Below are 26,826 nucleotides of genomic sequence, written 5' to 3'. Positions count from 1 at the left end.
ACGCTTCACGCCGCCGACGCACATCGGCATGCCCCGGGCAGCGGTATGGATTTAACGATTTTCGCCATCCTCACCCAGGACGGCATCGCCAGCGGGGCAGTGTATGTGCTGCTGGCGCTGGCACTGGTACTGGTGTTCTCGATCACGCGCGTGATCTTCATTCCCATCGGCGAGTTCCTCGCTTTCGGCGCCCTCACCATGGCGGCGCTCCAGGCCGGCAAGGTGCCGCACAGCGCCGCGCTGATGCTGGTGCTGGCCCTGGCCGCCTTCCTGCAGGAAGCCTGGGGCTTGCTGCGCAGCGCCGCGGGGCAGGTCGACCGCCCGCGCGCCCTCGGCCTGGCCTTCGCCAGATTCGTGCTCTATCCGCTGGCCGTGTTCTTCGCGGCGCGCTCGGCCGAAGGCGCGTCCTGGCCTATGCTTGCGCAACTGCTGCTCACCTTCGCCATCGTCGCGCCGATGGGGCCGATGATCTACCGCCTGGCTTTCCAGCCGCTGGCGGAAAGCCCGGTGCTGGTGCTGCTGATCGTGGCGGTGGCCGTACACCTGGTCCTGCTCGGCATCGGGCTGGTCATCTTCGGTGCCGAGGGTTCGCGCACCGCCGCCTTCAGCGCCGCGTCCTTCAGCGTCGGTTCGCTCACCATCTCCGGCCAGAGCATCGTCGTGATCGTCACCGCGCTGCTGCTGATCGGCGCGCTGTACCTGTACTTCGACCGCACGCTCTCGGGCAAGGCCCTGCGCGCGACCGCCGTCAACCGCCGCGGTGCGCGCCTGGTCGGCATCGGCACCACGCAGGCGGGACGCCTCGCCTTCCTGCTGGCGTCGAGCATCGGCACCCTGTGCGGCGTGCTGATCGCACCAATCACCACGATCTATTACGACAGCGGCTTCCTGATGGGCCTGAAAGGCTTCGTGGGCGCCATCATCGGCGGCCTGGCCAGCTATCCGCTGGCGGCCGGCGGCGCCCTGATGGTCGGCCTGCTGGAGGCCTATTCCTCGTTCTATGCCAGCGCCTACAAGGAAGTCATCGTGTTCACCCTGATCATCCCGGTGCTGCTGTGGCGCTCGATCGTCCATCCGCAAGTCGAGGAGGGCGAAGCATGATGAACGCCATCACCCGCCATCCCCTGACTTTGCTCGCCCTCGCGGCCCTGGTCTTCGGGCTGCTGCCGCTGCCGGCCTACTGGATCACCCTGGCCAACTATATCGGCCTGTACGCCATCGTGGCCCTCGGCCTGGTGCTGCTGACCGGCGTCGGCGGCCTGACTTCCTTCGGCCAGGCCGCCTTCGTCGGCCTCGGCGCCTATGCCACGGCCTACCTGTCGACCGCGCACGGCCTCTCGCCCTGGATCGGCCTGGCCGTCGGCCTGGTCGTCACCGCGGCCAGCGCGCTCTTCATCGGCGCCATCATGCTGCGCCTGTCCGGACACTATCTTCCGCTGGGCACGATCGCCTGGGGCCTGTCGCTGTACTTCCTGTTCGGCAACCTGGAATTCCTCGGCAAGTACGACGGCATCGGCGGCATCCCCTCGCTGAAGCTGCTGGGCCTCGATCTCGGCTCCGGCAACAGCATGTTCTTCCTGATCTGGGCAATCCTGCTGGGCGCCGTCGCCTTGCTGCGCAACCTGCTCAATTCGCGCTCGGGCCGCGCGATCCGGGCCCTGAAGGGCGGCGGCCTGATGGCCGAAGCGATGGGCGTCAACACGGCGGCGATGAAGATCCGCATCTTCGTCATCGCGGCCCTGCTGGCCTGCGTCTCGGGCTGGCTCTACGCCCACCTGCAGCGCGCGGTGAATCCGTCGCCCTTCGGCCTGAATTCGGGCATCGAATACCTGTTCATGGCCGTGATCGGCGGCGCCGGCTACCTGTGGGGCGCCATCCTCGGCGCGGCCGTGCTGACGGTGCTGAAGGACCAGCTGCAAAGCATCCTCCCGGGCCTGCTCGGCTCGACGGGCAATTTCGAGATCATCGTCTTCGGCATCCTGATGGTGATCCTGCTCCAGCACGCGAGAAACGGCATCTGGCCCTTCATCGCGCGCTGGCTGCCGCACCGCCCGGAAGCGGTGGCGCCGGATTCCGCCGCCGCCTTGCCGCTGCGGGCCAGGCCGCAAGCCGGCGAGCCGCTGCTGGTGATCGACAAGGCCCGTAAACAGTTCGGCGGGCTGGTGGCCGTCAACGACATGGCCTTCGCAGTCGACAGCGGCGAGATCGTCGGCCTGATCGGCCCGAACGGCGCCGGCAAGTCGACCATGTTCAACCTCGTGACCGGCGTGCTGCCGGTGACGTCCGGCGCGATCTCGCTGCGCGTGGGCGACACCCTGCGCCGCATCGATTCGCTGCCCTCGCGCGAGATCGTGAAACTCGGGATCGGGCGCACCTTCCAGCACGTGCACCTGCTGCCGGAAATGACGGTGCTCGAGAACGTGGCGATCGGCGCCCACCTGCGCGCGCGGCATGGCGTGCTCTCGAGCGCGCTGGCCCTGGACCGGGGCGAGGAGACGGCACTGCTGTTCGAAGCGCGGCGCCAGCTGGAACGCGTCGGCCTCGGCGCCATGCTGTACGAGCAGGCGGGCAACCTGGCCCTGGGCCAGCAGCGCATCCTCGAGATCGCGCGGGCGCTCTGTTGCGACCCGGCCCTGCTGCTGCTCGACGAGCCGGCGGCCGGCCTGCGCTACAAGGAGAAGGAGGCGTTGGCAAGCCTGCTGAAAAAACTGAAAGGCGAGGGCATGAGCATCTTGCTGGTGGAGCACGACATGGACTTCGTCATGAACCTGACCGACCGCCTGGTCGTCATGGAATTCGGTACCAAAATCGCCCAGGGACTGCCCACCGAGGTGCAGCAGGATCCGGCCGTGCTGGAAGCTTATCTGGGAGGGATCGACTGATGAGCGCTCCTATTCTGGAAGTCAATGACCTGCACGTCGCCTACGGCAAGGTCGAAGCGCTGCACGGCCTGAACATCCGGGTCGGGGCCGGCCAGATCGTGACCGTCATCGGCCCGAACGGCGCAGGTAAATCGACCATGTTGAATGCCATCGCCGGCGCGCAGGTGGCGAATGCCTCGACCCGCGGAGCGGTGCTGCTGCGCGGCGCGGACGTGGGCAGCTATCCGGTGGAACAGCGCGTCGCGCAGGGCATGAGCCTGGTGCCGGAAAGCCGCGACCTGTTCACCACCATGAGCGTGGAGGACAACCTGCTGCTGGGCGCTTACACCCGCTACAGGCGGCGCGAGAAGGACTACGCGGCGACGCTGGAATCGGTCTATGAACTGTTCCCGCGCCTGCGCGAGCGGCGCATGCAGGCCGCGGGCACGATGTCCGGCGGCGAGCGCCAGATGGTGGCCCTCGGCCGTGCGCTGATGGCCAGGCCCACGCTGCTGATGCTGGACGAGCCGAGCCTGGGTCTCGCGCCCCTGATCGTCAAGGAGATCTTCCGCGTCATCGTGCGCCTGAAGGAAACCGGCGTCGGTATCCTGCTGGTCGAACAGAACGCGCGCGCGGCGCTGCAGGCGGCCGACTACGGCTATGTGCTGGAGACCGGCGAGGTCGTGATGGAAGGGCCGGCCGCGCAACTGGCGAACGACCCGAAGGTGATCGACACCTATCTGGGGCTGAACAAGAAATCGGCTTGAGGAAGCATATGAACGATATCCGCTGTATCGGCGTGATCGGCACCGGCGTGATCGGCGCCAGTTGGGCGGCCTATTTCCTGGCGCGCGGTTTCGACGTCTCGGCCAGCGACCCGATGCCGGGTGCGGAAGACAAACTGCGCGCGGCGGTGCGCGCGCACTGGCCGATCCTCGAGCAGATGGGGCTGGCCCAGGGCGCTTCTGCGGACCGGCTGCGCTTCTCCGCCGATCTGGAGCAGGCGCTGCAGGGCGTGGACTTCGTGCAGGAGAGCGGTCCCGAGCGCGAGGACCTGAAACTGGCCCTGTTCCGCGACATGGATGGGCTACTGCCGGCGCGGGTCATCCTGGCATCGAGCTCCTCGGGCCTCCTGATGAGCAAGGTGCAGGAGGCCTGCTTTCACCCCGAGCGCGTCGTGCTCGGCCACCCCTTCAATCCGCCGCACATGATTCCGCTGGTCGAGGTGATCGGCGGCGCGCTGACATCGGCCGAGACGGTCGAACGCACCATGGCCTTCTACGCGGCGATCGGCAAGCGCCCGATCCACGTGCGCAAGGAAGTGCCGGGCCATATCGCCAACCGCCTGCAGGCCGCGCTCTGGCGCGAAGCCTTTCACCTGGTCGAACAGGGCGTGGCGACCGTGGCCGACGTCGATACCGCGATTGCCTACGGTCCCGGCCTGCGCTGGGCGTTGATGGGGCCCTTCATGAACCTGCACCTGTCGGGCGGCGAGGGCGGGATCCGCCACATGCTCGACCACCTGGGCGCACCGATCGAAAGCTGGTGGGACGACCTCGGCACGCCGCGCATCACCGAGGAGTTGAAGCTGCAGCTGGCCGCCGGCGTCGAGGCGGCCCTGGCCGGGCGCGACGGCGCCCAGCTGGCGCCGACGCGCGACGCCTTGCTGGCCAGGCTGCTCGAGGCCAAGGCGGGGACGGACAAGCTGCCGTAGGGGTCATCGAGGCCAATGGCCTCGATGACGGTTTCACCGGGCTCTCAATGCGCAAGCAGCACCGGCAGCGGGCTGCGCTCGACCAGGTAGCGCGTGACGCCGCCCAGCACCAGTTCGCGGTAGCGGCTGTGCCCGAAGGCGCCGGCCACGATCAGGCCGGCGTGGCCCGCCTGCGCGATGTCGGCCAGCGCCTGGCCGGGCGCGGCATTCGTCTTCTCGAGCACGACCTCGACCGGCACGCCATGGCGCGCGAGATAGAGGGCCATGTCGGCGCCGGGCTCTTCGCCATGCAGGCCGGACTCGTCGTCGACGTTCACCAGCGCGAGCCGCACCGATGCCGCGCGCACCAGCAGGGGCAGGGCAGCCTGGATGGCGCGGACGGCCGGCAGGCTGCCGTCCCAGCCGACGACCACATGCTCGCCCATCGGTTTGCCGCCGTAGGCCTGCGGCACGACCAGCACCGGCCGTGCGCCGTGCATGGCCACGTATTGCGGCAGGCCGCGCACACGTTCGTAGGCACCCGTCCTGGCGCCCGTGTCCTGGCTGGTCACGACCAGGTCGGCGTAGCGCGACTGCAGCAGCAGGGCGCGGCGGTGCTCGTCCTCGGTCAGGCGTTCTTCCACCGATTCCACGCCCAGCCGGCGCGCCGCTTCGGCGAAGTGGCGCAGGCTGGTACGCGCTTCGACGCACATGGCATCGAATTCCTCGATCGGCGTCACCGCCATCGAACCGACCAGCAAGGCATACGAGGACCATGAGGTGCCGGTCGCCGCGCTGCCGACCAGGTGGGCGCCGTGCAGGTTCGCCAGGTTTGCCGCCGCCCGCAGCCGTGCCTCCATCCCCGCGCTGTCGTCGACGTGCACCACGATTGTCTTGTACATGCTGTCTCCTTTCGTCCCGGTTCGGCGCAAGTGGCCGCCTGGACGAGTTTACGCCGTGCGCTGCCGCTTGTCAGGCGCACGTGCGAAAACCCTGGCCGGCCCGCCAGCCGATTCCACGCGGAACGGTTAGATGACAGGCCGACATACTTCCGGTGTCGGCAGTATTTACACTACAAGTCGGCGACGCCCCTGGAACATCCGCGACGCCCCGCGCCACGGCACGGGCACATTTTATGCTGGGCGGGTAGGACACCCATTTCGGAGGATTCGTCATGAAACGTCTTGCTCTCGGTTTGTCCACCGCGCTGCTCCTGCTGTGCAGCGCGGCGCATGCGGACATCATCACCTACCAGGCAACCTTGAACGGCACGAATGAAGATCCGCAAAACAATTCGGCCGGCACCGGCCAGGCACGCGTCACCATCGACGACGTGCTCGGCACCATGACCGTGAACGCCAGCTTTTCCGGCCTGAGCGCGGGGACGACCGCCTCGCACATCCATTGCTGCACGGCGCTGCCGTTCGCCGGTACGGCAGGGGTGGCGACCTCGCTGCCGACCTTCCCGGCATTTCCGCTGGGTGTCACCGCGGGTACCTATACCGAAACCTTCGACTTTTCCAACCTGTCGACCTGGAATCCTGCCTTCGTCAACAACAACGGCGGCAACGTGGCCGGCGCCCAGGCGGCCTTCCTGGCGGGACTTGCCTCTGGCCGCGCCTACCTGAACATCCACACGAGCGCCTTCCCGCGCGGCGAAATCCGCGGCTTCCTGACGGAGGTGCCGGAACCGGGCAGCCTGGCGCTGTTCGGCCTGGGCGCGGCCGGCCTGGCCGGGCTGCGCCGCCGGCGCGTGACGGCCGCGGCAAGCTAAGCCTGGTTTGCCCATGCAGACAGGCCCGCCGGGAAATCCGGCGGGCCTGTCTGCATTCGCGCTGCGCGCGCATTCATGAGGCGCATTCATGGGCCTATGTCGTTTATCCGGTCTTATCATGGATCGGAGGGCGGGTTACAGTGGGTTTTCGAAAGGAAGCCGATGAAGCCTGCCGTCCTGACCACTATCGCCTTGCTGGCCGCCTGCGCGGCACACGCCCAGGCGCCTGCCGGCGACATCGGCATTTCCCGCGCCGGGACGCAAGCCCCGGTGCAGGGGCCAGCGGCCAATTTCACCGGCAGCGTGCGCGTCGACCCGCTGTTCACGCCGACCGAACCGGCCCGCGCCGGTGCCGCCTACGTCACTTTCGAACCCGGCGCGCGTTCGGCCTGGCACAGCCATCCGCTGGGCCAGGCCCTGGTTGTCACCGCCGGCGTCGGCCGCGTGCAGCGCTGGGGCGGGAAGATCGAGGAAATCCGTCCCGGCGACGTGATCCGGATCCCGCCCGGCGTCAAGCACTGGCATGGCGCGGTACCAGGGACCGCGATGACCCATCTCGCGATCCAGGAGACGGCCGCCGGCAAGAATGTCGAATGGATGGAAAAAGTCAGCGACGAGCAGTACGGCGAATAAGAGGAGAAGACATGGAACTCAAACGCGCAGGCTCGCAGCCATCGGTCAAGGGCCCCGAGGCCTGGTTCACCGGCACCGTCCGCATCGACCCGCTCAACGCGGCGCCGCTACCCAGCCGGGTCTCGTGCGCCAGCGTCACCTTCGAACCGGGCGCGCGCTCGGCCTGGCATACGCATCCGCTGGGCCAGACTCTCATCGTCACCGCCGGCTGCGGCTGGACCCAGTGCGAGGGAGAAGCGAAAGTCGAGATCCGCGCCGGCGACGTGATCTGGTGCCCGCCCGGCCACAAGCACTGGCATGGCGCCACCGCGACCACGGCCATGACCCACATCGCGGTCCAGGAAGCGCTGGACGGCGTGAACGTGGTCTGGATGGAGAAGGTCGGCGACGCGGATTACCTGAGCGCGCTGGCGGACCAGCCCCACGAGCACTAAGCGGTTCAGCCCTTGTGGCGGATCGCGTCGATCACCAGGGCCAGGGCGCGCGAGGAATTGCGCCGGCTCGGGTAATAGGCATGCAGGCCCGGCCACAGCGGGCACCAGTCCTCCATCACGCTGAGCAGGCGCCCGGCGCGCAGGTGCTCGCCGACCAGTTCGTCGGGCAGGAAGCCGAGGCCGGCGCCGGCCAGCGCGCCCTGCAGGATGTGGCCGGCGTTCGAGAAGACGACCTGCCCACGCACGCGGGCCTCGATGTCCTGGCCCGCGTGCTGCAGTTCCCAGGCATAGATGCCGCCGCTGCTGGCCAGGCGCAGGTTGATGCAGTTGTGCTTCATGAGCTCGGCCAGCGAAGCCGGCACCGGACGGTGCGCGAAATACGCGGGCGCACCGACGATGCGCATTTGTACGTCGGGCGTCAGGCGCACGGCGATCATGTCCTTGTCGACCTGGTCGCCGTGGCGCACGCCGATGTCGTAGCGTTCGGCCGCGATGTCGACGATGCGGTAATCGGCGCTGAACTCGACGTGCAGGTCGGGGTACTGCGGCAGCAGGGGCGCGATGCGCGGCCACAGCACCTGGTCGATCACATGGTCGATGGCGGTGATGCGTACCGTGCCGGCCGGCTTGCCGCCCAGGTCGCTGACGGCCGCGATCTCGGCCTCGATTTCTTCGAGGCGCGGCGCCACGTTCTGCAGCAGGCGCTCGCCCGCTTCGGTGGGCGAGACGCTGCGCGTGGTGCGGCTCAAGAGGCGCACGCCGAGGCGCGCCTCCAGCGAACGGACGATGTGGCTGAGGGCCGATTGCGTCATGCCGAGCTTGGCGGCGGCGCGGGTGAAGCTGCGCTCGCGGGCGACGGCGAAGAAGACCAGCATGTCGTTGATATTGTCGCGCGCCATGGACTCTCCCTTCATGAAAATTCGTCCTCATTCTAGCAGCCGATTCATGAGCTGCGTTCATAAGGGCATGCAAACCCCGGCCGGATTAACACGCACGACGCCGGTTAAGATGGCGCTACCAACATCGAACCGGCTGCCAATGCGTCTTCTCACCATCACCCTCGTCCTCATGGCGATCGCCCTGGTCGGCGCCTGCGCGCTCAAGCCGGCGGTGCGCACGGCACATGTCTCTCCGCAATACAAGGGCGAGGCCTTTGCCAATCCGACCCCGATGCGCGAATACAGCCTCGGCGAGCAGGCGCGCATGTGGTGGACGGCGATGCTCGCCAAGCCGGAAGGGACCAGCCCCACGCACCCGGTCCCGGTGCGCAGCCTGACCCGGCAGGCCTTGCTGGATGCGCCCGACAATACGCTGGTGCGTCTCGGCCATTCGACCGTGCTGCTGAAACTTGCGGGCGAGTTCTACCTCACCGATCCCGTGTTCTCCGAGCGCGCTTCTCCGGTGCAGTGGGCCGGTCCGCGGCGCTTCTCGGCACTGCCGATCGCCATCGAGGACCTGCCGCCGATCAAGGCCGTGATCCTGTCGCACGACCATTACGACCACCTCGACCACGCCAGCATCCTGGCCCTGGCCGGCAAGACCGCGCATTTCCTGGCGCCGCTCGGCGTGGGCGAGCGCCTGGTCGGCTGGGGCGTCAATGCGGCCAGGGTGCGCGAGTTCGACTGGTGGCAGGGGGCCACGATAGACGGCGTGCGTTTCGTGGCCACGCCGGCACGCCATTTTTCCGGGCGCGGCCTGAATGACCGGAATGCGACGCTATGGGCGTCCTGGGTCATCACGACCGACAAGCTGCGGGTCTTCTTCAGCGGCGACAGCGGCTATTTCGACGGCTTCAGGGCGATCGGCGAGCGCTACGGCCCCTTCGATCTTGCCCTGGTCGAAACCGGCGCCTACGACAAGCAGTGGCCCGACGTCCACATGCAGCCCGAGGAAACCCTGCAGGCCGCGCTCGACCTGAAGGGCGCCTGGCTGGTGCCGATCCATAACGGCAGCTTCGACCTGGCCCTGCACCGCTGGCAGGAACCGATGGAGCGGATCGCGGCGCTGGCAGGCGCGCGCGGCCTGCCGCTGGCGACGCCGCTGATCGGCGAGCCGCTCGCCATCCTGCAGCCGCACGCCGGCCCGGCCTGGTGGCAGGATGTCGACTAGGCCCTATACTCTTTGCATCTGAAACGAGGGGAGACCAGGGTGCGTCCAGAAATACTGTTGCTGGGTTCCGGCTGGGTAGCCGAAGTCGATGAAGCGCTGGAGCGCGCTTTCGTCTGCCACCGCATGGCGCAGGTGGCGCCGGCCAATCGGGCTGCCTTCATCGAGCGCATCGGGCAGAAGGTGCGCGGCGTTTACACCACCGGCGTCGCCGGCATCGATGGCGCGCTGGCGGTGCGCTTGCCGGCGCTGGAGATCGTCGCCGTGCACGGCGTCGGCGTCGATGCGGTCGATTTCGCTGCGCTGGCGCCGCGCGGCATCGTCGTCACCAACACGCCCGACGTCCTGACCGAGGACGTCGCCGACCTGGCGGTGGCGCTGCTGCTGGCCGCCAGCCGCCGCCTGCCCCAGCTCGACCGCTATGTGCGGGCGGGGGAATGGGAGGCGAAGGTCCCCCTGCGCGCGAGCCGCAGCCTGCGCGGCAAGGTGGCCGGCATCGTCGGCCTCGGACGGATCGGCCGCGCGGTCGCCACGCGCCTGTCAAGCTTCGGCATGGCGATCCGCTACTACCAGCGCAGCACGGCCGATGCGCCCTATCCGCGCAGCGAGTCGCTGCTGGCGCTGGCCGCCGGAAGCGACTACCTGGTCGTGTGCGCACCCGGCGGTGCGGCCACGCGCGCGATGATCGACGGCGCCGTGCTCGAGGCCCTCGGCCCGGACGGCACCCTGGTCAACATCGCCCGCGGCTCGCTGGTCGACGAAGCGGCGCTGATCGCGGCCCTGCAGGACGGGCGCCTCGGCGGCGCCGCGCTCGACGTTTTCGCCGACGAGCCGCGCGTGCCGGCCGCGCTGCGCGAATGCGAGAATGCCGTGCTGACGCCCCACGTCGGCAGTTTTACGGTCGAGACCCGCACGGCGATGGGCCGGCTGGCGCTGGACAACCTGCTCGCGCACTTCGCGGGCAGGCCGCTGCCGACGCCGGTGACGGGCGCTGCGGCTTAGCGATGCACTGCGCCCGCTTGCGTGTCCACTTCGGGGCTGGCCGGCAGGAACCAGTTCAGCAGCACGGCACAGATGCCGCCGGTGGCGACGCCCGACTCGAGCACGTTGCGCAGTGCATGGGGCATGTGGGCCAGGAATTCCGGCACCTGCGACACGCCCAGGCCCAGTGCCAGCGACACCGCAATCACGAGCAAGGCGCGCCGGTCGAGGTGGATGCTGGCCAGGATGTTGATGCCGGCCGCGGCGACGGCGCCGAACATGACCATGGCCGCGCCACCGAGCACCGGTTCCGGCACTGCCTGGATGACGCCGGCGACGGCCGGGAACAGGCCGAGCACGACCAGCATCAGCGCCAGCCACACGCCGATGTGGCGGCTGGCGATGCCGGTCAGCTGGATCACGCCGTTGTTCTGGGCGAAGATCGAACTCGGGAAGGTATTGAAGACGCCGGCCAGCAGGGAATTGGCGCCATTGAGCAGCACACCGCCCTTGATGCGCCGCATCCAGAGCGGCCCCTCGACCGGCTCGCGCGAGATCTTGCTGGTCGCCGTGACGTCGCCGATCGCCTCGAGCGAGGTAACGAGATAGATCACGATCATCGGAATGAACAGCGACCAGGAAAAATCGAGCCCGAAGTGCAGGGGGCGCGGCACCTGGAACAGGGGCGCCTCGTGCATGCCGGTGAAATCGAGCCGGCCCATCGCGCCGGCCAGCGCATAGCCGGCGGCGAGGGCGATGACGATCGCGCAGCTGCGCACCCAGACCACGGGCACGCGGTTGATCGCCACGATCAGGGCCAGCACCACGCCGGAGAGCAGCAGGTTCTCGCCATTGGCGAAGCTGCCGTTCTGCATCGCGCTGAAACCGCCGCCCATGCTGATCAGCCCGACCTTGATCAGGGTGAGGCCGATCATCAGGACCACGATGCCGGTCACCAGCGGCGTGATCATGCGTTTCACGAAAGGCAGGATGCGCGAGACGCCCATCTCCACGAAAGAGCCGGCGACCACGACGCCGAAGATCGCCGCCATCACGCCTTCGACCGGCGTACCCGCCTTGACCATCAGGCTGCCGCCGGCGATCAGGGGTCCGACGAAATTGAAGCTCGTGCCCTGCACGATCAGCAGGCCCGCGCCGAAGGGCCCGAAGCGGCGGCATTGCACGAAGGTGGCGATGCCCGAGATGACCAGCGACATCGAGACGATCAGGTTGGTGTCCCGCGCCGACACGCCCAGCGCCTGGCAGATCAAGAGGCCCGGCGTCACGATCGGCACGATGATCGCCAGCAGGTGCTGGAGGGCGGCCAGGATGCCGATCAGGGGACGGGGCCGGTCTTCCAGGCCGAGGATCAGTTCCGAACCGCCCAGGGGCGGCGTGGCGGGCGGGGCTTGTTTGGTCATGGTCTTGGCCTCGGGCAAAACCGTGATTTTACCCTGCCGCGCCCGCCAGGCGGGCGAGGGCCTTTGCGCACCCTAGGGCTGCGCGCACGCCCCGCCGCGGTGCACGGCGAGCCGGCACAGCGCACCGGAAAGCGGCATTGTCCGGTCCGGTCAACCGTGCCGCCCGCTATCGCGAATCTCTTTATGATGGGACGACCTGCCAGGCGCCGTTCGGCGCGCCTGGCCTACCACTCACGCGGGCCGCAGGACGCGGCCCAGTTCGGAAGGTTTGACGATATGGACGACTTGAGCGACCTGAAACTGTCGCGGCGCGACTTGCTGATCACCGGCGCCGCCGCCGCCACCAGCGCGGCGATTCCCGCCGTGGCCCAGCCCGGGGCCGGGGCACCCCAGCCGGTGAATCCGCCGCCGAGCACGGCGAAAACCACGCTGCGCGTCAACGGCCAGCGGCGCGAGCTGACGGTCGACACCCGCACGACCCTGCTCGACGCCCTGCGCGAGCACCTGAAACTGTCCGGCACCAAGAAGGGCTGCGACCAGGGCCAGTGCGGCGCCTGTACGGTCATCGTCAACGGCCGCCGCATCAATTCCTGCCTGTCGCTCGCGATCATGCACGACGGCGACGAGATCACCACGATCGAGGGCCTCGGCACGCCGGACAAACTGCACCCGATGCAGGCGGCTTTCGTGAAGCACGACGGCTACCAGTGCGGCTATTGCACGCCGGGGCAGATCTGCTCGGCCGTGTCCGTGCTGGACGAGATCTGCCAGGGCATCCCGAGCCACGTCAGCGCCGACCTCAACGTGAAGCCCTTGCTGAGCGTGGACGAGATCCGCGAGCGCATGAGCGGCAACCTGTGCCGTTGCGGGGCCTACTCCAACATCCTTGAGGCGATCACTGAAGTGGGAGGAGTCAAGGCATGAAGGCATTTACCTACGAACGCGCGCGCACCCCGGCCGAGGCGGCCGCTGCGGCCGAGCGCCACCCGGGATCGCGCTTCATCGCCGGCGGCACCAACCTGCTCGACCTGATGAAGCTGGAGATCGAGGCGCCGCCGCACCTGATCGACGTCAACGGCCTGAAGCTCGACCGCATCGAAGCAGTCGAGGGCGGCGGGCTGCGCATCGGCGCCCTGGTGCGCAATACCGACCTTGCCAGCGACCCGCGCGTACGGCGCGATTATGCGGTGCTGGCGCGCGCCCTGCTGGCCGGCGCTTCGGCCCAGCTGCGCAACAAGGCGACCACGGCCGGCAACCTGCTGCAGCGCACCCGCTGTCCCTATTTCTACGATACGAACCTGCCGTGCAACAAGCGGGTTCCCGGCAGCGGCTGCTCGGCCATCGGCGGCTACACGCGCAACCACGCGATCGTCGGCCAGAGCGACGCCTGCATCGCCACCCATCCGAGCGACATGGCGGTGGCCATGCAGCTGCTCGACGCCGGCGTGGAGACGGTGCGCGCCAACGGCAGCACCCGCGTGATCCCGATCGCCGATTTTTATCGCCTGCCGGGGAATACCCCGCATATCGAAAACACCCTGGTGTCGGGCGAACTGATCACCTCGGTCGTACTGCCGCGCCCGCTCGGCGGCAAACACTTTTACCGCAAGGTGCGCGACCGGGCCTCGTACGCCTTTGCGCTGGTGTCGGTGGCGGCCGTGGTGCAGCCGGACGGCAGCGGCCGGGTCGCGCTGGGCGGCGTCGCGCATCGACCCTGGCGCCTGCCGGCGGCGGACGCGGTCCTGTCGCGCGGCGCCGGCGCGGCAAGCGACACCCTGCTCGCCGGCGCGAAAACGACGAGCGAAAACGCATACAAAGTCCCGCTGGTCCGGCGCACGCTGGAATCGGTGCTGGTCGACGCAAAGAAAGGCTGAGGGCATGAAATTCACCACACCCGCCACCACCAACCCGATCGACCAGCTGAAGGTCATCGGCAAGCCCACGGACCGCATCGACGGCCCGTACAAGACCACCGGCACCGCACCCTATGCCTACGAGCAGCACGCGGCCGCCCCGAACCCGGCCTACGGCTATGTGATCGGCGCCGCCGTCGCCAAGGGCCGCATCGCCTCGATCGACACGGCGGCCGCGAAGCGCGCACCCGGCGTGCTGGCCATCGTTACCTACGAAAACGCGGGCAAGATCGGCAAGGGCAAGTTCAACACCGCGCGGCTGCTGGCCGGGCCCGAAGTGCAGCACTACCACCAGGCCGTGGCCGTGGTCGTCGCCGACACCTTCGAGCAGGCGCGCGCCGCATCCAGCCTGGTCAAGGTCGAGTACGTGAAGGCAAAAGGCGAATACGACCTGAAGCAGGCGAAGAACAGCGCCAAACTGCCGAAGAAGGAAGAAAAGCCGGAAACGAAGACCGGCGACTTCGCCGGCGCCTTCGCCAGCGCCCCCGTAAAACTGGACGCCACCTACACCACGCCCGACCAGTCGCACGCGATGATGGAACCGCATGCCTCGCTGGCGGTGTGGGAGGGGGACAAACTGACGCTGTGGACTTCGAACCAGATGATCGCCTGGAGCCAGGGCGACCTGGCGAAGACCCTCGGCATCCCGAAGGAAAACGTGCGCCTGGTCTCGCCCTTCATCGGCGGCGGCTTCGGCGGCAAGCTGTTCCTGCGTTCGGAAGCGCTGATGGCGGCGCTCGGCGCCCGCGCGGCCGGCCGCCCTGTGAAAATCGCCCTGCAACGCGCGATCATGATGAACAACACCACGCACCGCCCGGCGACCATCCAGCGCATCCGCATCGGCGCCACCCGCGAGGGCCGCATCACGGCGATCGCCCACGAAAGCACGTCGGGCGACCTGCCCGGTGGTCAGCCGGAAACGGCGGTCCAGCAGACCCGGCTGCTTTACGCCGGTCCGAACCGCTTTACGCAACTGAAGCTGGCCACCCTCGACCTGCCGGAAGCAAACGCGATGCGCGCTCCGGGCGAGGCGCCGGGCATGATGGCGCTCGAGATCGCGATCGACGAAATGGCGGAAAAGCTCAAAATGGACCCGGTGACCTTCCGCATCGTCAACGACACCACGGTCGACCCGGAGAACCGGGCCCGTAAATTTTCCCAGCGCCGCTTCGTCGAATGCATGCGCCAGGGCGCGGAACGTTTCGGCTGGAAGAACCGCAATCCCGAGCCCGGCAAACGGCGCGAAGGGCGCTGGCTGATCGGCATGGGCGTGGCCTCGGCCTTCCGCAACAACATGAACATGAAGTCGGCCGCGCGCGCCCGCCTGGAAAAGAACGGCAGCGTCACCATCGAAACCGACATGACCGATATCGGCACCGGCAGTTATACGATCATTGCCCAGACCGCGGCCGAGATGATGGGCCTGCCGATCGGGCGCGTGTCCGTGCTGCTGGGCGACTCGAATTTCCCGGTGTCGTCCGGATCGGGCGGGCAGTGGGGCGGCAACAGCTCCACCGCGGGCGTGTACGCGGCCTGCATGAAGCTGCGCGAGATGGTGGCCGCCAGGGCCGGCCTCGATCCGGCAACGGCCGAGTTCGCCGATGGGGCGATCCGCCTCGGCACCCGTTCGATTCCGCTGGCGCAGGTGGCGCAGATGGCACCAGAGGGCGTGATCACGGCCGAAGACATCATGGAATACGGCGACCTGGAAAAGAAAACCCAGCAATCGACCTTCGGCGCCCATTTCGTCGAAGTCGGCGTCGATTCCGCGACGGGCGAAGTGCGCGTGCGCCGCATGCTGGCCGTCTGTGCGGCCGGGCGCATCCTGAACCCGAAGTCGGCGCGCAGCCAGGTCATCGGCGCGATGACGATGGGCGTCGGCGCGGCGCTGATGGAACACCTGGTGGTCGACAAGCGCATCGGCTTTTTCGTCAACCACGACCTGGCCGGCTATGAGGTGCCGGTGCATGGCGACATCCCGCACCAGGAAGTCGTCTTCCTCGACGAAACCGATCCCATGAGTTCGCCGATGAAGGCCAAGGGCGTGGGCGAGCTCGGCATCTGCGGCGTGGCGGCGGCGGTCGCGAACGCGATCTACAACGCGACCGGGGTGCGGGTGCGCGATTATCCGATCACGCTCGACAAACTGCTGCCGACCCTGCCGGCTTACGTCTAGCCGGCGCGCGGGCGGGGCGCGGCATGGAAGGCTTGCTGGATCCGAACATCTGGATAGGGTTCTTTACCCTCGTCGTTCTCGAGATCGTTCTCGGCATCGACAACCTGATCTTCATCGCCATCCTCGCCGAAAAACTGCCGCCCGGGCAGCGCGACCGGGCGCGCCTGCTCGGCCTGTCGCTGGCGATGCTGATGCGGGTCGGCCTGCTGACGATGATTTCCTGGATCGTCACGCTGACCGCGCCCCTGTTCAGCCTCGGCAGCCTCGACCTGTCGGGGCGCGACCTGATCCTGCTGCTCGGTGGCCTGTTCCTGCTGTTCAAGGCGACCATGGAACTCCATGAACGGGTCGAGGGCAAGACTGCCCGCCGCAGCGGGCCCGTCGAGTACGCGCGCTTCGCCGTGGTCGTGGCCCAGATCATCGCGCTCGACGCCGTGTTTTCGCTCGATTCCGTCATCACCGCGGTCGGCATGGTCGACGAACTCTGGGTCATGATGGCGGCCGTCGTGGCGGCGATGGGCGTGATGCTGTTTGCCTCGAAAACCCTGACCGCTTTTGTGAACGCCCACCCCACGGTGGTCGTGCTGTGCCTGAGTTTCCTGCTGATGATCGGCCTGTCCCTGATCGCGGAAGGTTTCGGCTTCCATATTCCGAAGAGCTACCTGTATGCGGCGATCGGATTTTCGGTGGCGATCGAAGCGCTCAATCAAATGGCTTCACGCAATATCGCGAAAGAAGAAAGCCGGCTGCCGCTGCGCGAGCGCACGGCCGACGCCATCTTGCGCATGCTGGGCGGCAAAGTCGAGCCGGTGGCGGCCGGCGGGCCGGACGCGCCGCCCGAAACGAGCGTGGCCGAAGCCTTCGAGCCGGCCGAGCGCAACATGGTCAGCGGCGTGCTGAGCCTGTCGCAGCGCTCGATCCGCTCGATCATGACCCACCGCTCGGACATATCCTGGATCGATATCGATGCCCCGGCGGACGTCATCCGCGGCCAGATCATGGAAACCCCGCACAGCTTCTTCCCCGTCTGCAAAGGGGAACTGGACGAGATCATCGGCGTCGTGCGCGCGCGCGACCTGATGGCCGACCTGGCGCTCGGCGGCCGGATCGATCCCGGGCACGTACGCACGCCGATCATCCTGCCCGAGACGGGCGACGTTTTAAAAGTGATGGACACGCTGAAGCGCTCGCACGGCCAGCTAGTGCTGATCGCCGACGAATACGGGACCCTGCAGGGCCTGGTGACGCCGATCGACATCCTGGAAGCGATCGCCGGCGAATTCCCGGACGAGGACGAGCAGCCCGCCGTGGTGTGCGAAGGACCGGACTGCTGGCGCATCGACGGCGCCGCCGACCTGCATTACGTGCAGCAGGAGCTCGGCACCGATGCCCTGGTGAGCGAGAGCGACGACTACAGCTCGCTGGCCGGCTTCATGCTCGAGCGCCTGGGCACGCTGCCGGCGGTGGGCGAGCAGGTCGTGGTCGACGATTTGCGCTTCGAGGTAGCGGAGGTGAAGGACCGGCGTATCGCGGCGGTGCTGGTCACGCGTATCGAAGCGCCTGCCGGGCCTGCTCGCGCAGGGCGAAACGGCCGCGGGGCAGGCAGCCAGGGCTTGCCGCGGGCACGCGGCTGAGGCGCCGATCCGTCTTTTTGCTTACCCGTCCGGCAACGACTCCGTACACTGAGCTATTCCGGTCGTCCGCTATCGGCCGTTGATAGCGAAAGTTGGTCACGACGTGATCTTGTCGGCTTGGTAAGCTGATATGCTTGTCCAGGTGGCCAATTTCAACCAGAACAGACACCTGAGGAGAAAGCAATGGACGTACGCGCAATCGGTCTGACGATCACCGTGGTTTTTATTGCCTATGTGGCCTTCAGGTTGTGGAAGGCTTTCAATTCCCCAGATGGCGAGCGTTATCTGAAGCGTCGTATGCAAGGCCCGTTTGTTCCGCTTACTCCAGAGACGCCAGAGCGCGACAAAGGACGCGAGCCATAGTTCGACAGTTGCCCGTCCGCTTCGGGGCGGTATCGGTCCTTTGCCGGTAGACTGCTTGCGCCCACGTGAAGAAGGCGGCTACGCTGCAAGTGGCGGCGGTCCGGTCATCATTGCATAGGGCTTGCTGGAAAGTGGGTGAAGTGATGTCTTGTTCACAACAGGAGATATATCATGGTCAAACTCGCGTTGTTCGTTCGTCTGGAAGCCAAGCCGGGTAAGGAGAAAGACGTAGAGAACTTTCTGTTGAATGGTCTTCCCCTCGTTCAGGCAGAGCCGGCTACTACAGCCTGGTTCGGCATCCGCCTGGGGCCGTCGACCTTCGGCATCTTTGACGCGTTTCCAGATGAGGCTGGGCGGCAAGCTCATCTTTCCGGCGCCGTCGCGGCCGCGCTCATGGAAAAAGCAGGTGAGTTATTTGCCAAGCCGCCGTCCATCGAAAAGGTGGACGTTCTTGCGGCAAAGCTGCCGGGCTGAGCAGCCCACCAAGTCGCTCGAGTCGTCGGCTCACTGGCGGCGCCAGCGGGTGGCAGCTTGACGCGGGCCTTGAACGACCGCTTTCTGGAATCGGCAAGGACTGCTCAGGGGTGCGCATTCAAGCGGTCGATACCGGACGTCCGAATCGCCTGGCGCACGGTGTTGTTGCTCCAGGCACAAACAGGAGCCTTCGTCAGGCCCGGCACGCCGCAGCCCGGCAGTTGCCGCGCCCGGTTCAAACCGGAATGGTCGAGGTGCCGCCGCCGGCCGCACCATAATTCTGCAGGTCGCCGAAGGGCAGGCGCCGTTCGTTGAGGGCGGCAAGGATGGCCTGCAACTGCTCTTCGTTGGGCGCGATGTAGACGATCACCTGGTCGAGTTCGTTCTCGAAATAGGGCGTGTAGGGCACCTCGGTTTCCGGCATGACCTTGGCGACGAAGCGGCCGTCCTGGAGTTCGGCGAAGACGGTGACGAGGGTGGCGGCGGTGGTGCTGTTGTTGACGGTGAGGTCCATGGTTCTCCGATGGTGGTGGGCGCGAGCGCGAACGCGAACGCGGAAGGCTCGATCATCGCGCCAAACCGGCTGAGGTGGCGCAGCTTTGCCTGATGTAAATTTCCGCGCTGGCTAGTTGATGACATTTGGAAAGGTGCGCCGGCGTTCGATGGCGAAATGCTAAATTTCTCACCATGCGGCCGCCGTCGCGGCCGATGCCAAACCTTTGCCACGAGGAGAAATCATCATGCCCCAGGGAGATAAATCGTCCTATACCGACAAGCAGAAACGCCAGGCCAGGCATATCGAGGAAGGCTATGAGAAGAAGGGCGTTGCGCCGGCCGAAGCGAAGCGCCGCGCCTGGGCGACCGAAAACAAGGTCTCGGGCGGCGGCAAAAAGCATTGAGCCCACCTCGCATCAAGCCTGCCTCGCATTAGGCCGCCCCGCATTGCGCCTGCCGCGACCGGGCCCTACAGCCTGAGTCCGTTCGCGCGCAGGTAGTCGTCCAGCAGCGCGACCGACGGCGTGCCGGCGGCCAGGCCGACATACGTATCCGGGCGCAGCAGGTAGACGGTGTCGCGTGCGAGGCCGGCTTCCGCGCAAGCCTCGTTCCAGTCATAGCGGCGCAGGGCCACGCCGTGCAGCGCGCACCAGGTCGCCAGTTCCGCGCCCACCTCGCCGTAGACATGGACTTGCCAGCCCAGGCGCGGCAGCGGCGCGAAATTGTCGCCGCCGTCGAACTGCACCCAGGGCAGGCGGTCGCCGCCGTGTACCTTGCCGGCATGGCCCGCATTCAGCGGCGCGGTCCGGTAATGCACCAGGGTTTGCGAGATCGTGCGAAACAGGAATTCGCGTGCGGCGGGCAGCTTGCCGACCAGGGGCATCAGGCGCGGGACGATGCCGGTGCGCACGATCTCGGCGACGGGACCATCGGCCGTGAGGAAGCTGAAGGCGCGGTCGGTCGTGTGCACCAGGCGTTGTGCGAAGGGCAGGCGTTCGGCTTCATAGCTGTCGAGCAGCTCCTCGGGCGCCTGCTTGTGCAGGACGGCGGCCAGCTTCCAGGCGAGATTGATCGCGTCGCCGATGCCGGTGTTCATGCCCTGGCCCCCGGCCGGACTGTGGATATGGCCGGCGTCGCCGACGAGGAAGGCGCGTCCGCGCCGGAAGTGCTCGGCGACGCGGTGGTGCACGCGGTAGGTCGAGAACCAGTTCACCATCCGGACGCTGATCATCAGGTTGTCGATCGCCCGCTGGCTGACATCGGAAAACTGCAGGGTCTCCGCCTGTTCGGCGCGGTCGTCGCGCACGGTACCGACCAGCCGCCCGCGGCCCTGGGGCGCGGTGGCGAACACGGCGAGCAGGTCCGCTTCGTCCAGGTCGATGTTGAGCTCGCCGTTCAGGGCGGGGCTGTCGCCCTCGATGTCGGCCACGTAGAAGACCTGGCGATAGGTGCCGCCCGGGAAGCCGACTCCCATGACATTGCGTACCTTTGAGTGGGCGCCGTCGCAGCCGATCAGGTAACGGGCGGCGCACACTTCCTCGCGGCCGTTCCCATCGACAAGCCTGGCCTCGACCAGGTCGCCCCGCTCCTCGAAGCCGGCCAGCGTAGTGCTGCGCTCGACTTCGAGGCCGGCCGCCGCCAGGCGCTCGACCAGCAGCTGCTCATGGCGGTCCTGCGGGTAAATGAAGAAGAAAGGGTAGGGCGTCAGGCCGGCGCCGATCGCGCCGAGCGGGATGCGCGCGCGATGCTTGCCTTCGGCCCAGAGATTGAAAAACTCGATCGGATGGCCTGCGTCCACGACCGCCTGCGCCAGGTCGAGCTGGCGGTAGAGCTCGAGCGTGCGCGCCTGCACGGCAAGGGCGCGCGAGGTGGTGCCGGGCCCGCTTGCGGCATCGACGATGCGCACCCCGACACCGAAGGCCTTCAGCCACAGGGCCAGTACCAGGCCGCTCGGGCCGGCGCCTACGATCAGGACTTCGGACTGCTTCATCGCCGTCTCCCTGTGCCCGACTGAAGACACAATGGAGTACATGCTACGCCTGTTCGGCTCACTGCACATGCATGCAAGCGTATCGCCGCCTGTCCGTCGTCCGGCCTGCGACGGCGTTGGCTTTGCGCATGCGTGCGCCGCCGTGCTCCACACGCCCGCATCATGCTCGTATTGGCGATCCTGAACGGGAGGCAAGGTGGCCGCGCAAGCAGCGAAATCGATCCCCGCACCCATCGGCCGCATCGGCGTGCTGACTGGAGGCGGCGACGCGCCCGGGCTGAACGGCGTGATCCGCGCCGTCGTGCTCGCGGCCGGGCGCCTCGGCTGGGAGTGCCACGGCATCCGCGACGGTTTCAACGGGCTGCTCGCGCCCGACACCTGCGCCGGGGAACCGGTGACGCGCCTGCGCGCCCTGGACGTGCAATCGATCGGCCACCTCGGCGGCACCATCCTCGGCAGCACCAACCGCGGCAATCCGCTCCACTATCCGACGCCCGGTGCGGACGGGCAAGTCGTGGAGCGCGACCGTACGGCGGAAGTCGTCGCCCTGTGCCGCGCGCGCGGGCTCGACGCACTGGTGATCGTCGGCGGCGACGGCTCGATGGGGATCGCCCAGGCCCTGCATACCCAGGGCCTGCGCGTGGCCGGGGTGCCGAAGACCATCGACAACGACCTCGACCGGACCTTCTTCACCTTCGGTTTCGATACCGCGGTGGGCTTCGCCGCCGAATGCATCGACCGCCTGCACACGACGGCGCACAGCCAGCACCGCGTGATGGTGGTCGAGGTGATGGGCCGCTACGCAGGCTGGATCGCCCTGCATGCGGGCATCGCCGGCGGCGCCCATGCGATCCTGATTCCTGAAATCCCCTACCGGATCGAGGCGGTGCTGGAAGCGATCGCGCGGCGCGATGCGGCCGGCCACCACCATGCGATCGTGGTCGTGGCCGAGGGCGCGCAGCAGGAGGGTGGCGCGCGCGAAGTGCGGCAAGGGGCCGCGGCCGGGCACGCCGAGCGCCTCGGCGGCATCGGCGCGCGTGTGGAGGCGCAGCTGGCTGCGCTCACGACAAAAGAATGCCGCAGCGTCGTGCTCGGACACTTGCTGCGCGGCGGCCCTCCCTCGGCCTTCGACCGGGTGATCGCCGCCCGATTCGGCGCGGCCGCGGTGCGCGCGCTGGCTGCCGGACAGGATGGGGTCATGGTCGCGCTCGGGCCGCAAACGATCGAACTGGTGCCCCTGGATGCTGTCGCCGGGCGCACCAGGCTGGTGCCGGTCGATGGCGACACGGTCGCAACCGCACGTGATCTGGGCATTTGCCTCGGCGACGAGCCCTCGCACACCCCGCAGTTGCACCGAGTGTGAACATTTTTGCATTTTTGTAAGGCTTGTCTTACATGCATTGAGGGTGCGTGCCGATGTGCGGTGCATGGCCCAGCCCGGATAATTCCGGTGATCATTCAACAAGATTGTGAACAAACGTTTATGATGCCATCGCCCGTTACCGATGTACAAGAATCCGTCCAGGCCGCACGCCGCGTGCACGCGCATGCGCGCGCGCGGGACCTGTACTTCGCCCTGTACGCCGACCCGCAGCACAACGCCCGCGCCGGCGAGGCCTTCCTGCGCGACCAGATCGCCGCCGTGCAGGACATCCCGGCCGACCTGCCGCCCACCCTGGCCCAGCTCCCGGCCTGGATCGAGGCGCGCAGTGAAGCCGTCGGCATCCAGTACCGCGAATACCTGGCGGCCCGCAAGGGCGGTGCGCCGCGCCGCTATTTCTCCAACAAGGCGCATGCGCTGAATTTCATCAAGTCGGCCGCGCCGACCAAGCTGGTCGACGGATCCTGGCTGTACGGCATGCTCAGGAACTGGGACAGCCCTGACTTCCACCCGCTGATCAAGACCTATCTCGAAGAGCTGGGCGAGGGCGTGCCGGACAAGAACCATGTCACGATCTACCGCAAGCTGCTCGCTACCCACGGCATCGACAACTGGGAGCAGCTGAGCGACGACCATTTCGTGCAGGGCGCGATCCAACTGGCCCTGGGCCATAACGCCGAGCGCTTTCTGCCGGAGGTCATCGGCTTCAACCTCGGCTACGAGCAGCTGCCGCTGCACCTCCTGATTACCTCGTATGAACTGAACGAATTCGGCATCGACCCCTATTATTTCCAGCTGCACGTCACGGTCGACAATGCCGCCACCGGCCACGCGCAAAAGGCGGTGCAGGCCCTGCTCGACCTGATGCCGCGCGTCGGCGACCGCGCCGCCTTCTACAAGCGCGTGCTCGACGGCTACCGCCTCAACGAACTGGGCGCGAGCACGAATTCCGTGATCGCCGACTTCGACCTGCAGGAAGAAGTGGTGACCGTCCTGGCCCAGAAGAGCAGGGTCGGCAAGAACATGCACTCCGACTACTGCCGCGTCGCCGGCCGCTCGGTCAACGACTGGCTGGCCGAACCGGGCCAGATCCCGGGCTTCCTGTCGGCCATGGAAACGGCAGGCTGGATCAAGCGCGGCGAAGAGGTGGAGAACAGCCGCTTCTGGCGCCTGGTCGAAGGCGAACGCGCCGAGATGTTCGGCGTCTTCTCGGCCTACGAACTGCAGGTGCTGCGCGACTGGATCGTCACGGCGCCGGGCGCCACCGTCAAACAGGAACGCACGCTGACCTGGCGCGCGCGCCAGCGCACCCTGGACAACCTGGGCCAGCACGCCGACCGCAGCACCAACTTCCCCGAGCGCGGCCTGATCCGCCGCCGGGCGGCACGCGACAGCGAGTCCGACAACGAACTGGCGCTGCTGGAAGGCCGCGTTGCCTCGGCCGCCGGCAAGGCGGAAGCGATGGCGCTGCTGCTCGAGCTCATGACGCCTGCGGGCCACCATACGGCCGCCGGCCTGATGGCGACCCGCATGTACACCCAGCTCCTGGACAGTTAAAGCCCTCAACACGCAAGCAAGCGGCCGCCGACCCCACGCGGAGAGCGGCGGCCGTCGACTACATAAAATTCCAACAATAGGGACATTCTCGTGTACATCCTCGAACAACGATTCCTGCGCGGACCGAACGTCCACGCGGACACCCCCTGCCTGCTCAGCCTGATCGACCTGGAAGACCTGTACGGCGTCTCCTCGAAAGACATCCCCGGCTTCAACGACGCGCTGCTGGCGGCGCTGCCGTCCCTGCACGGCCAGCTGCTGCCGACCGGCCAGCCGGGCGGCTTCGCCCAGCGCCTGCGCGCCGGTACCTACCTGGCGCGCGTGGTCGAACACGTCACCCTGGCCCTGCAGTCGCTGGCCGGTCCGACGGTCGGCTATGGCCGCACGCGCCCGGCCGCCGGTCGCCCGGGCCAGTACCGCGTGGTGGTGCAGTATGCGATCGAAAAACTGGCCGAGCCGAGCTTCCAGCTGGCGGTCGACCTGGTCACGGCGCTGGCGGGCGGCGAGGAATTCGACATCGAGCCGCGCCTGCAGGAGCTGCGTTCCCTGGGCTCGCGCTATGCCATCGGCACCAGCACGGCTGCCGTGCTGGCCGCGGCCCACGAGCGCGGCATTCCGTACACGCGCATCACCGACGAGGCGAACCTGTTCCAGCTGGGCTGGGGCTCGAAGCAGAAGCGCCTGCAGGCCACGACCACCGGCGACACCAGCTATGTCGCGGTCAAAATCGCCAGCGACAAGCAGCTGACCAAGGCGCTGCTGATGGAAGCCGGCGTGCCGGTGCCCGAAGGCGGCACCGTCACCACGCTGGAAGAGGCGCAGCGCATCGCGCGCCGCCTGCGGGTGCCGGTCACCCTGAAACCGCTCGACGGCAACCAGGGCAAGGGCGTCACCACCAGGTGCTCGACGCCCGAGGAAGTCGAGAAAGCCTTCGCATTCGCGCGCGAATACGGACGCCGCATCATCGTCGAGCGCTTCGTCGAGGGCCGCGACTACCGGGTGCTGGTGGCTGGCGGCCGCATTGCCGCCGCTTCCTTGCGCCGTCCGGCCCACGTGACCGGCGACGGCGTGTCGACCATCACGGAACTGGTCGAGATCGAAAACCAGAACCCGGCGCGCGGCGCGGGCCACAGCAATGTGCTGACCCGCCTCGCGCTCGACGCCCACGCCGAGGACATGCTGCGCCGCCAGGGCTACGCGCCTGATTCCGTGCCGGCGCCGGGCGTCTGCGTCGAACTGCGCAGCAATGCCAACCTCTCGACCGGCGGCACCGCCGAAGACGTGACCGACCTCCTGCCCGAATCGACGCGCGCCCTGTGCGTGCGCGCGGCCAGCAAGATCGGCCTGGACGTGGCCGGCATCGACATCGTCTGCCGCGACATCGCCTTGCCGCTGGACGAGCAGGGTGGGGCGGTGATCGAAGTCAATGCCGCGCCCGGCATCCGGATGCACCAGCACCCGAGCGCCGGCCTGCCGCGCGACGCGGGCGAGGCCATCGTCGACGGCCTGATGGGCCCATCGAACGGCCGCATTCCGGTGGTCGCCGTCACCGGCACCAACGGCAAGACCACGACCACCCTGATGATCGCCCACGCGGCGCGCGTCGCGGGCCTGGGCACGGGCGTCACCACCACCGAAGGCGTGTTCGTCAACGGCAAGCGCCTGGTCAAGGGCGACTGCACCGGCTACTGGTCGGCCCGCACCGTGCTGTCGGCCCCGGACGTCGACTTCGCCGTGCTGGAAACGGCGCGCGGCGGCATCCTGAAGCGCGGCCTGGCTTTCGACCAGTGCGACGTCGGCGTCGTGCTGAACGTCGCCGGAGACCACCTGGGGCTGGACGGGGTCGACACCATCGAAGACCTGGCGCAAGTCAAGGCGGTGGTGGCCACCTCGGCGTCGAAGGCGGTCGTGCTCAATGCCGAGGATGCGCTGTGCGTGTCGATGGCGCGCCGCGCCAGGCCGGGCGCGGAAATCATCTTCTTCTCGATGGACGCCGAAAACCCGACCTTCCTGCAGCACCTGGAAGACGGAGGCCGCGGCGCCTACCTGCAGGACAACGCCATCGTCATCGCCGACGGCACCCTGCACCAGGAACTGATGCGGGTCGAGGCCATGCCCTCGACCTTCGGCGGCCGCGCGCGCTACAACATCGCCAACGCACTGGCGGCCAGCGCGGCGCTGATGGCCTCGGGCTTCTCGAACCTGCAGATCGCCGCCGGCCTGTCGACCTTCGTCTCCGACAGCAAGACCAACCCGCTGCGCACGAACGTGTTCGACGTGCGCGGCGTGACCGTGATCGTCGACTACGCCCACAACCCGGCGGCCTACGCGGCGCTGGCCGAAATGGCGCGCGCGCTGCTGCCGGGCCAGCTGGTCGGCATCGTGACCGCGCCCGGCGACCGCCGCGACAGCGACCTGGTCCAGATCGGGGAAGTCTGCGGCGAGCGCTTCGACGAGCTGGTGGTCTATGAGTCGCAAAGCCGCGGGCGCGAGGTCGGCGGCGCAGTCGACCTGATCATCGAAGGCATCGAGAAGGTGGTCGGGCCGTCGGATACGACGCATCGCGAGATCGAGGTCGACAAGGCGATCCGCCTCGGCCTGTCGCTGTGCCGCGCTGGGGACGTGCTGGTGTTTGCCTGCGGGTCTTCGCTGAAGACCTTCATCGACGCATTGCGCGTGGACGATCCGGAGAGTGCGGACAGGATCGAGGCGCAGACGGTCTGATAGTTGTCGCCCGAATGAAGAACCCCGCCGTGTGCGGGGTTTTTTACAGGTGGCCATTGCGAACGCAGGCCTTGTGCGGACGGTGATCCGCGTGGGCACAAGTGCCCACCCTACGGTGCACGGCCATCGCCGGGTTGAGTCGAGACCGTGGTGCACCGTAGGGTGGGCTCTCCGAGCCCACGCGTTACACCGTTTGCCTACCGGCGAAGCAAGAAA

24 protein-coding genes are annotated in these 26,826 nt (G+C 67.6%); 19 read left to right on the top strand and 5 right to left on the bottom strand.

The window, feature by feature from the left end:
- Positions 1-45 precede the first annotated feature (45 nt).
- The 4 genes from ACI48I_RS17265 to ACI48I_RS17250 are packed head-to-tail and all read left to right on the top strand — an operon-like array spanning position 46 to position 4,575.
- Positions 46-1,101: a branched-chain amino acid ABC transporter permease gene (locus tag ACI48I_RS17265; protein ID WP_498574898.1), complete on the top strand. Its 1,056-nt coding sequence runs from the start codon at positions 46-48 to the stop codon at positions 1,099-1,101.
- Positions 1,101-2,882, top strand: coding sequence for a branched-chain amino acid ABC transporter ATP-binding protein/permease (locus ACI48I_RS17260; RefSeq protein WP_498575043.1), 1,782 nt, complete (start codon positions 1,101-1,103; stop codon positions 2,880-2,882). Before ACI48I_RS17265 ends, ACI48I_RS17260 begins: the two co-directional genes overlap by 1 nt.
- Positions 2,882-3,628: an ABC transporter ATP-binding protein gene (locus tag ACI48I_RS17255; RefSeq protein ID WP_498574897.1), complete on the top strand. Its 747-nt coding sequence runs from the start codon at positions 2,882-2,884 to the stop codon at positions 3,626-3,628. Before ACI48I_RS17260 ends, ACI48I_RS17255 begins: the two co-directional genes overlap by 1 nt.
- 8 nt (positions 3,629-3,636) lie before the next feature.
- Positions 3,637-4,575, top strand: a complete 939-nt coding sequence (locus ACI48I_RS17250; protein WP_498574896.1) for a 3-hydroxyacyl-CoA dehydrogenase NAD-binding domain-containing protein — start codon at positions 3,637-3,639, stop codon at positions 4,573-4,575.
- 44 nt (positions 4,576-4,619) lie between these two features.
- Here the strand turns inward: ACI48I_RS17250 and ACI48I_RS17245 are convergent, their stop codons facing one another.
- Positions 4,620-5,456 (bottom strand): universal stress protein, encoded by an 837-nt coding sequence (locus tag ACI48I_RS17245; protein ID WP_193685954.1) that lies wholly within the window; start codon positions 5,454-5,456, stop codon positions 4,620-4,622.
- A gap of 272 nt (positions 5,457-5,728) precedes the next feature.
- Here ACI48I_RS17245 and ACI48I_RS17240 point away from each other — a divergent pair, with 272 nt between their 5' ends.
- The 3 genes from ACI48I_RS17240 (at position 5,729) to ACI48I_RS17230 (ending at position 7,395) form a co-directional block, all read left to right on the top strand.
- Positions 5,729-6,328, top strand: coding sequence for a CHRD domain-containing protein (locus ACI48I_RS17240; RefSeq protein WP_498574895.1), 600 nt, complete (start codon positions 5,729-5,731; stop codon positions 6,326-6,328).
- A gap of 162 nt (positions 6,329-6,490) precedes the next feature.
- Positions 6,491-6,961 (top strand): (R)-mandelonitrile lyase, encoded by a 471-nt coding sequence (locus ACI48I_RS17235; protein ID WP_193685952.1) that lies wholly within the window; start codon positions 6,491-6,493, stop codon positions 6,959-6,961.
- Between the two features lie 11 nt (positions 6,962-6,972).
- On the top strand, positions 6,973-7,395 hold the full coding sequence (locus tag ACI48I_RS17230; protein WP_193685951.1) for a (R)-mandelonitrile lyase: 423 nt from the start codon (positions 6,973-6,975) through the stop codon (positions 7,393-7,395).
- Between the two features lie 5 nt (positions 7,396-7,400).
- Here ACI48I_RS17230 and ACI48I_RS17225 read toward each other — a convergent pair whose 3' ends face one another.
- The gene (locus tag ACI48I_RS17225; protein ID WP_498575042.1) at positions 7,401-8,294 is read right to left on the bottom strand and encodes a LysR family transcriptional regulator; all 894 of its coding nucleotides are present in this window, start codon (positions 8,292-8,294) and stop codon (positions 7,401-7,403) included.
- A gap of 139 nt (positions 8,295-8,433) precedes the next feature.
- Here ACI48I_RS17225 and ACI48I_RS17220 point away from each other — a divergent pair, with 139 nt between their 5' ends.
- A complete protein-coding gene (locus ACI48I_RS17220; RefSeq protein ID WP_498574894.1) occupies positions 8,434-9,504 on the top strand; it encodes an MBL fold metallo-hydrolase in 1,071 nt (356 codons plus the stop codon).
- A gap of 39 nt (positions 9,505-9,543) precedes the next feature.
- Positions 9,544-10,503 carry a 2-hydroxyacid dehydrogenase gene (locus ACI48I_RS17215; RefSeq protein WP_498574893.1) on the top strand — a complete coding sequence of 320 codons (960 nt, stop codon included), beginning with the start codon at positions 9,544-9,546 and terminating at the stop codon, positions 10,501-10,503.
- On the opposite strand, the gene ACI48I_RS17210 is transcribed toward ACI48I_RS17215, so the two are convergent.
- Complete coding sequence (locus tag ACI48I_RS17210; RefSeq protein WP_193685948.1) at positions 10,500-11,903, bottom strand: nucleobase:cation symporter-2 family protein; 1,404 nt, start codon at positions 11,901-11,903, stop codon at positions 10,500-10,502. The genes ACI48I_RS17215 and ACI48I_RS17210 overlap by 4 nt on opposite strands.
- Before the next feature lie 276 nt (positions 11,904-12,179).
- Here ACI48I_RS17210 and paoA point away from each other — a divergent pair, with 276 nt between their 5' ends.
- The 6 genes from paoA to ACI48I_RS17180 all read left to right on the top strand — a co-directional run bounded on the left by paoA (position 12,180) and on the right by ACI48I_RS17180 (position 18,463).
- Positions 12,180-12,827, top strand: a complete 648-nt coding sequence (gene paoA, locus ACI48I_RS17205; RefSeq protein WP_498575041.1) for an aldehyde dehydrogenase iron-sulfur subunit PaoA — start codon at positions 12,180-12,182, stop codon at positions 12,825-12,827.
- Positions 12,824-13,777 (top strand): FAD binding domain-containing protein, encoded by a 954-nt coding sequence (locus ACI48I_RS17200; RefSeq protein ID WP_498574892.1) that lies wholly within the window; start codon positions 12,824-12,826, stop codon positions 13,775-13,777. Before paoA ends, ACI48I_RS17200 begins: the two co-directional genes overlap by 4 nt.
- Before the next feature lie 4 nt (positions 13,778-13,781).
- The gene (gene paoC / locus ACI48I_RS17195; RefSeq protein ID WP_498574891.1) at positions 13,782-15,992 is read left to right on the top strand and encodes an aldehyde oxidoreductase molybdenum-binding subunit PaoC; all 2,211 of its coding nucleotides are present in this window, start codon (positions 13,782-13,784) and stop codon (positions 15,990-15,992) included.
- A 23-nt stretch (positions 15,993-16,015) separates the two neighbouring features.
- A complete protein-coding gene (locus tag ACI48I_RS17190) occupies positions 16,016-17,626 on the top strand; it encodes a TerC family protein (protein WP_498574890.1) in 1,611 nt (536 codons plus the stop codon).
- A 183-nt stretch (positions 17,627-17,809) separates the two neighbouring features.
- Positions 17,810-17,989 (top strand): hypothetical protein, encoded by a 180-nt coding sequence (locus ACI48I_RS17185; protein WP_193685944.1) that lies wholly within the window; start codon positions 17,810-17,812, stop codon positions 17,987-17,989.
- A gap of 171 nt (positions 17,990-18,160) precedes the next feature.
- A complete protein-coding gene (locus tag ACI48I_RS17180; protein ID WP_193685943.1) occupies positions 18,161-18,463 on the top strand; it encodes a putative quinol monooxygenase in 303 nt (100 codons plus the stop codon).
- A 235-nt stretch (positions 18,464-18,698) separates the two neighbouring features.
- Here ACI48I_RS17180 and ACI48I_RS17175 read toward each other — a convergent pair whose 3' ends face one another.
- On the bottom strand, positions 18,699-18,977 hold the full coding sequence (locus tag ACI48I_RS17175; protein ID WP_498574889.1) for a hypothetical protein: 279 nt from the start codon (positions 18,975-18,977) through the stop codon (positions 18,699-18,701).
- Positions 18,978-19,203: 226 nt separating this feature from the next.
- Here ACI48I_RS17175 and ACI48I_RS17170 point away from each other — a divergent pair, with 226 nt between their 5' ends.
- Entirely contained in the window at positions 19,204-19,362 is a 159-nt protein-coding gene (locus ACI48I_RS17170) for a hypothetical protein (RefSeq protein ID WP_193685941.1), read from the top strand.
- Positions 19,363-19,427: 65 nt separating this feature from the next.
- Here ACI48I_RS17170 and ACI48I_RS17165 read toward each other — a convergent pair whose 3' ends face one another.
- The gene (locus ACI48I_RS17165; RefSeq protein ID WP_498574888.1) at positions 19,428-20,948 is read right to left on the bottom strand and encodes an FAD-dependent monooxygenase; all 1,521 of its coding nucleotides are present in this window, start codon (positions 20,946-20,948) and stop codon (positions 19,428-19,430) included.
- A 196-nt stretch (positions 20,949-21,144) separates the two neighbouring features.
- On the opposite strand from ACI48I_RS17165, the gene ACI48I_RS17160 reads away from it, so the two are divergent.
- From ACI48I_RS17160 to cphA, 3 genes are all read left to right on the top strand, one after another.
- Positions 21,145-22,311 carry a 6-phosphofructokinase gene (locus ACI48I_RS17160; protein WP_498574887.1) on the top strand — a complete coding sequence of 389 codons (1,167 nt, stop codon included), beginning with the start codon at positions 21,145-21,147 and terminating at the stop codon, positions 22,309-22,311.
- A 120-nt stretch (positions 22,312-22,431) separates the two neighbouring features.
- Entirely contained in the window at positions 22,432-23,886 is a 1,455-nt protein-coding gene (locus ACI48I_RS17155; RefSeq protein ID WP_227496470.1) for an iron-containing redox enzyme family protein, read from the top strand.
- Positions 23,887-23,976: 90 nt separating this feature from the next.
- Positions 23,977-26,610, top strand: coding sequence for a cyanophycin synthetase (gene cphA, locus ACI48I_RS17150; RefSeq protein WP_498574886.1), 2,634 nt, complete (start codon positions 23,977-23,979; stop codon positions 26,608-26,610).
- Positions 26,611-26,826 lie beyond the last annotated feature (216 nt).

It is taken from the genome of Massilia sp. LXY-5 (assembly GCF_059801075.1).
This window is presented reverse-complemented; position numbering and strand designations above follow the sequence as displayed.

Coding starts and splice junctions, on each gene's coding strand:
- ACI48I_RS17230 (WP_193685951.1), top strand. CDS start 6,973: ATGGAACTCAAACGCGCAGGCTCGCAGCCATCGGTCAAGGGCCCCGAG.
- ACI48I_RS17165 (WP_498574888.1), bottom strand. CDS start 20,948: ATGAAGCAGTCCGAAGTCCTGATCGTAGGCGCCGGCCCGAGCGGCCTG.
- paoA (WP_498575041.1), top strand. CDS start 12,180: ATGGACGACTTGAGCGACCTGAAACTGTCGCGGCGCGACTTGCTGATC.
- ACI48I_RS17190 (WP_498574890.1), top strand. CDS start 16,016: ATGGAAGGCTTGCTGGATCCGAACATCTGGATAGGGTTCTTTACCCTC.
- ACI48I_RS17260 (WP_498575043.1), top strand. CDS start 1,101: ATGAACGCCATCACCCGCCATCCCCTGACTTTGCTCGCCCTCGCGGCC.
- ACI48I_RS17175 (WP_498574889.1), bottom strand. CDS start 18,977: ATGGACCTCACCGTCAACAACAGCACCACCGCCGCCACCCTCGTCACC.
- ACI48I_RS17155 (WP_227496470.1), top strand. CDS start 22,432: ATGATGCCATCGCCCGTTACCGATGTACAAGAATCCGTCCAGGCCGCA.
- ACI48I_RS17170 (WP_193685941.1), top strand. CDS start 19,204: ATGCCCCAGGGAGATAAATCGTCCTATACCGACAAGCAGAAACGCCAG.
- ACI48I_RS17265 (WP_498574898.1), top strand. CDS start 46: ATGGATTTAACGATTTTCGCCATCCTCACCCAGGACGGCATCGCCAGC.
- ACI48I_RS17250 (WP_498574896.1), top strand. CDS start 3,637: ATGAACGATATCCGCTGTATCGGCGTGATCGGCACCGGCGTGATCGGC.
- ACI48I_RS17180 (WP_193685943.1), top strand. CDS start 18,161: ATGGTCAAACTCGCGTTGTTCGTTCGTCTGGAAGCCAAGCCGGGTAAG.
- ACI48I_RS17225 (WP_498575042.1), bottom strand. CDS start 8,294: ATGGCGCGCGACAATATCAACGACATGCTGGTCTTCTTCGCCGTCGCC.
- ACI48I_RS17255 (WP_498574897.1), top strand. CDS start 2,882: ATGAGCGCTCCTATTCTGGAAGTCAATGACCTGCACGTCGCCTACGGC.
- ACI48I_RS17200 (WP_498574892.1), top strand. CDS start 12,824: ATGAAGGCATTTACCTACGAACGCGCGCGCACCCCGGCCGAGGCGGCC.
- ACI48I_RS17220 (WP_498574894.1), top strand. CDS start 8,434: ATGCGTCTTCTCACCATCACCCTCGTCCTCATGGCGATCGCCCTGGTC.
- ACI48I_RS17210 (WP_193685948.1), bottom strand. CDS start 11,903: ATGACCAAACAAGCCCCGCCCGCCACGCCGCCCCTGGGCGGTTCGGAA.
- ACI48I_RS17240 (WP_498574895.1), top strand. CDS start 5,729: ATGAAACGTCTTGCTCTCGGTTTGTCCACCGCGCTGCTCCTGCTGTGC.
- ACI48I_RS17245 (WP_193685954.1), bottom strand. CDS start 5,456: ATGTACAAGACAATCGTGGTGCACGTCGACGACAGCGCGGGGATGGAG.
- paoC (WP_498574891.1), top strand. CDS start 13,782: ATGAAATTCACCACACCCGCCACCACCAACCCGATCGACCAGCTGAAG.
- ACI48I_RS17235 (WP_193685952.1), top strand. CDS start 6,491: ATGAAGCCTGCCGTCCTGACCACTATCGCCTTGCTGGCCGCCTGCGCG.
- ACI48I_RS17185 (WP_193685944.1), top strand. CDS start 17,810: ATGGACGTACGCGCAATCGGTCTGACGATCACCGTGGTTTTTATTGCC.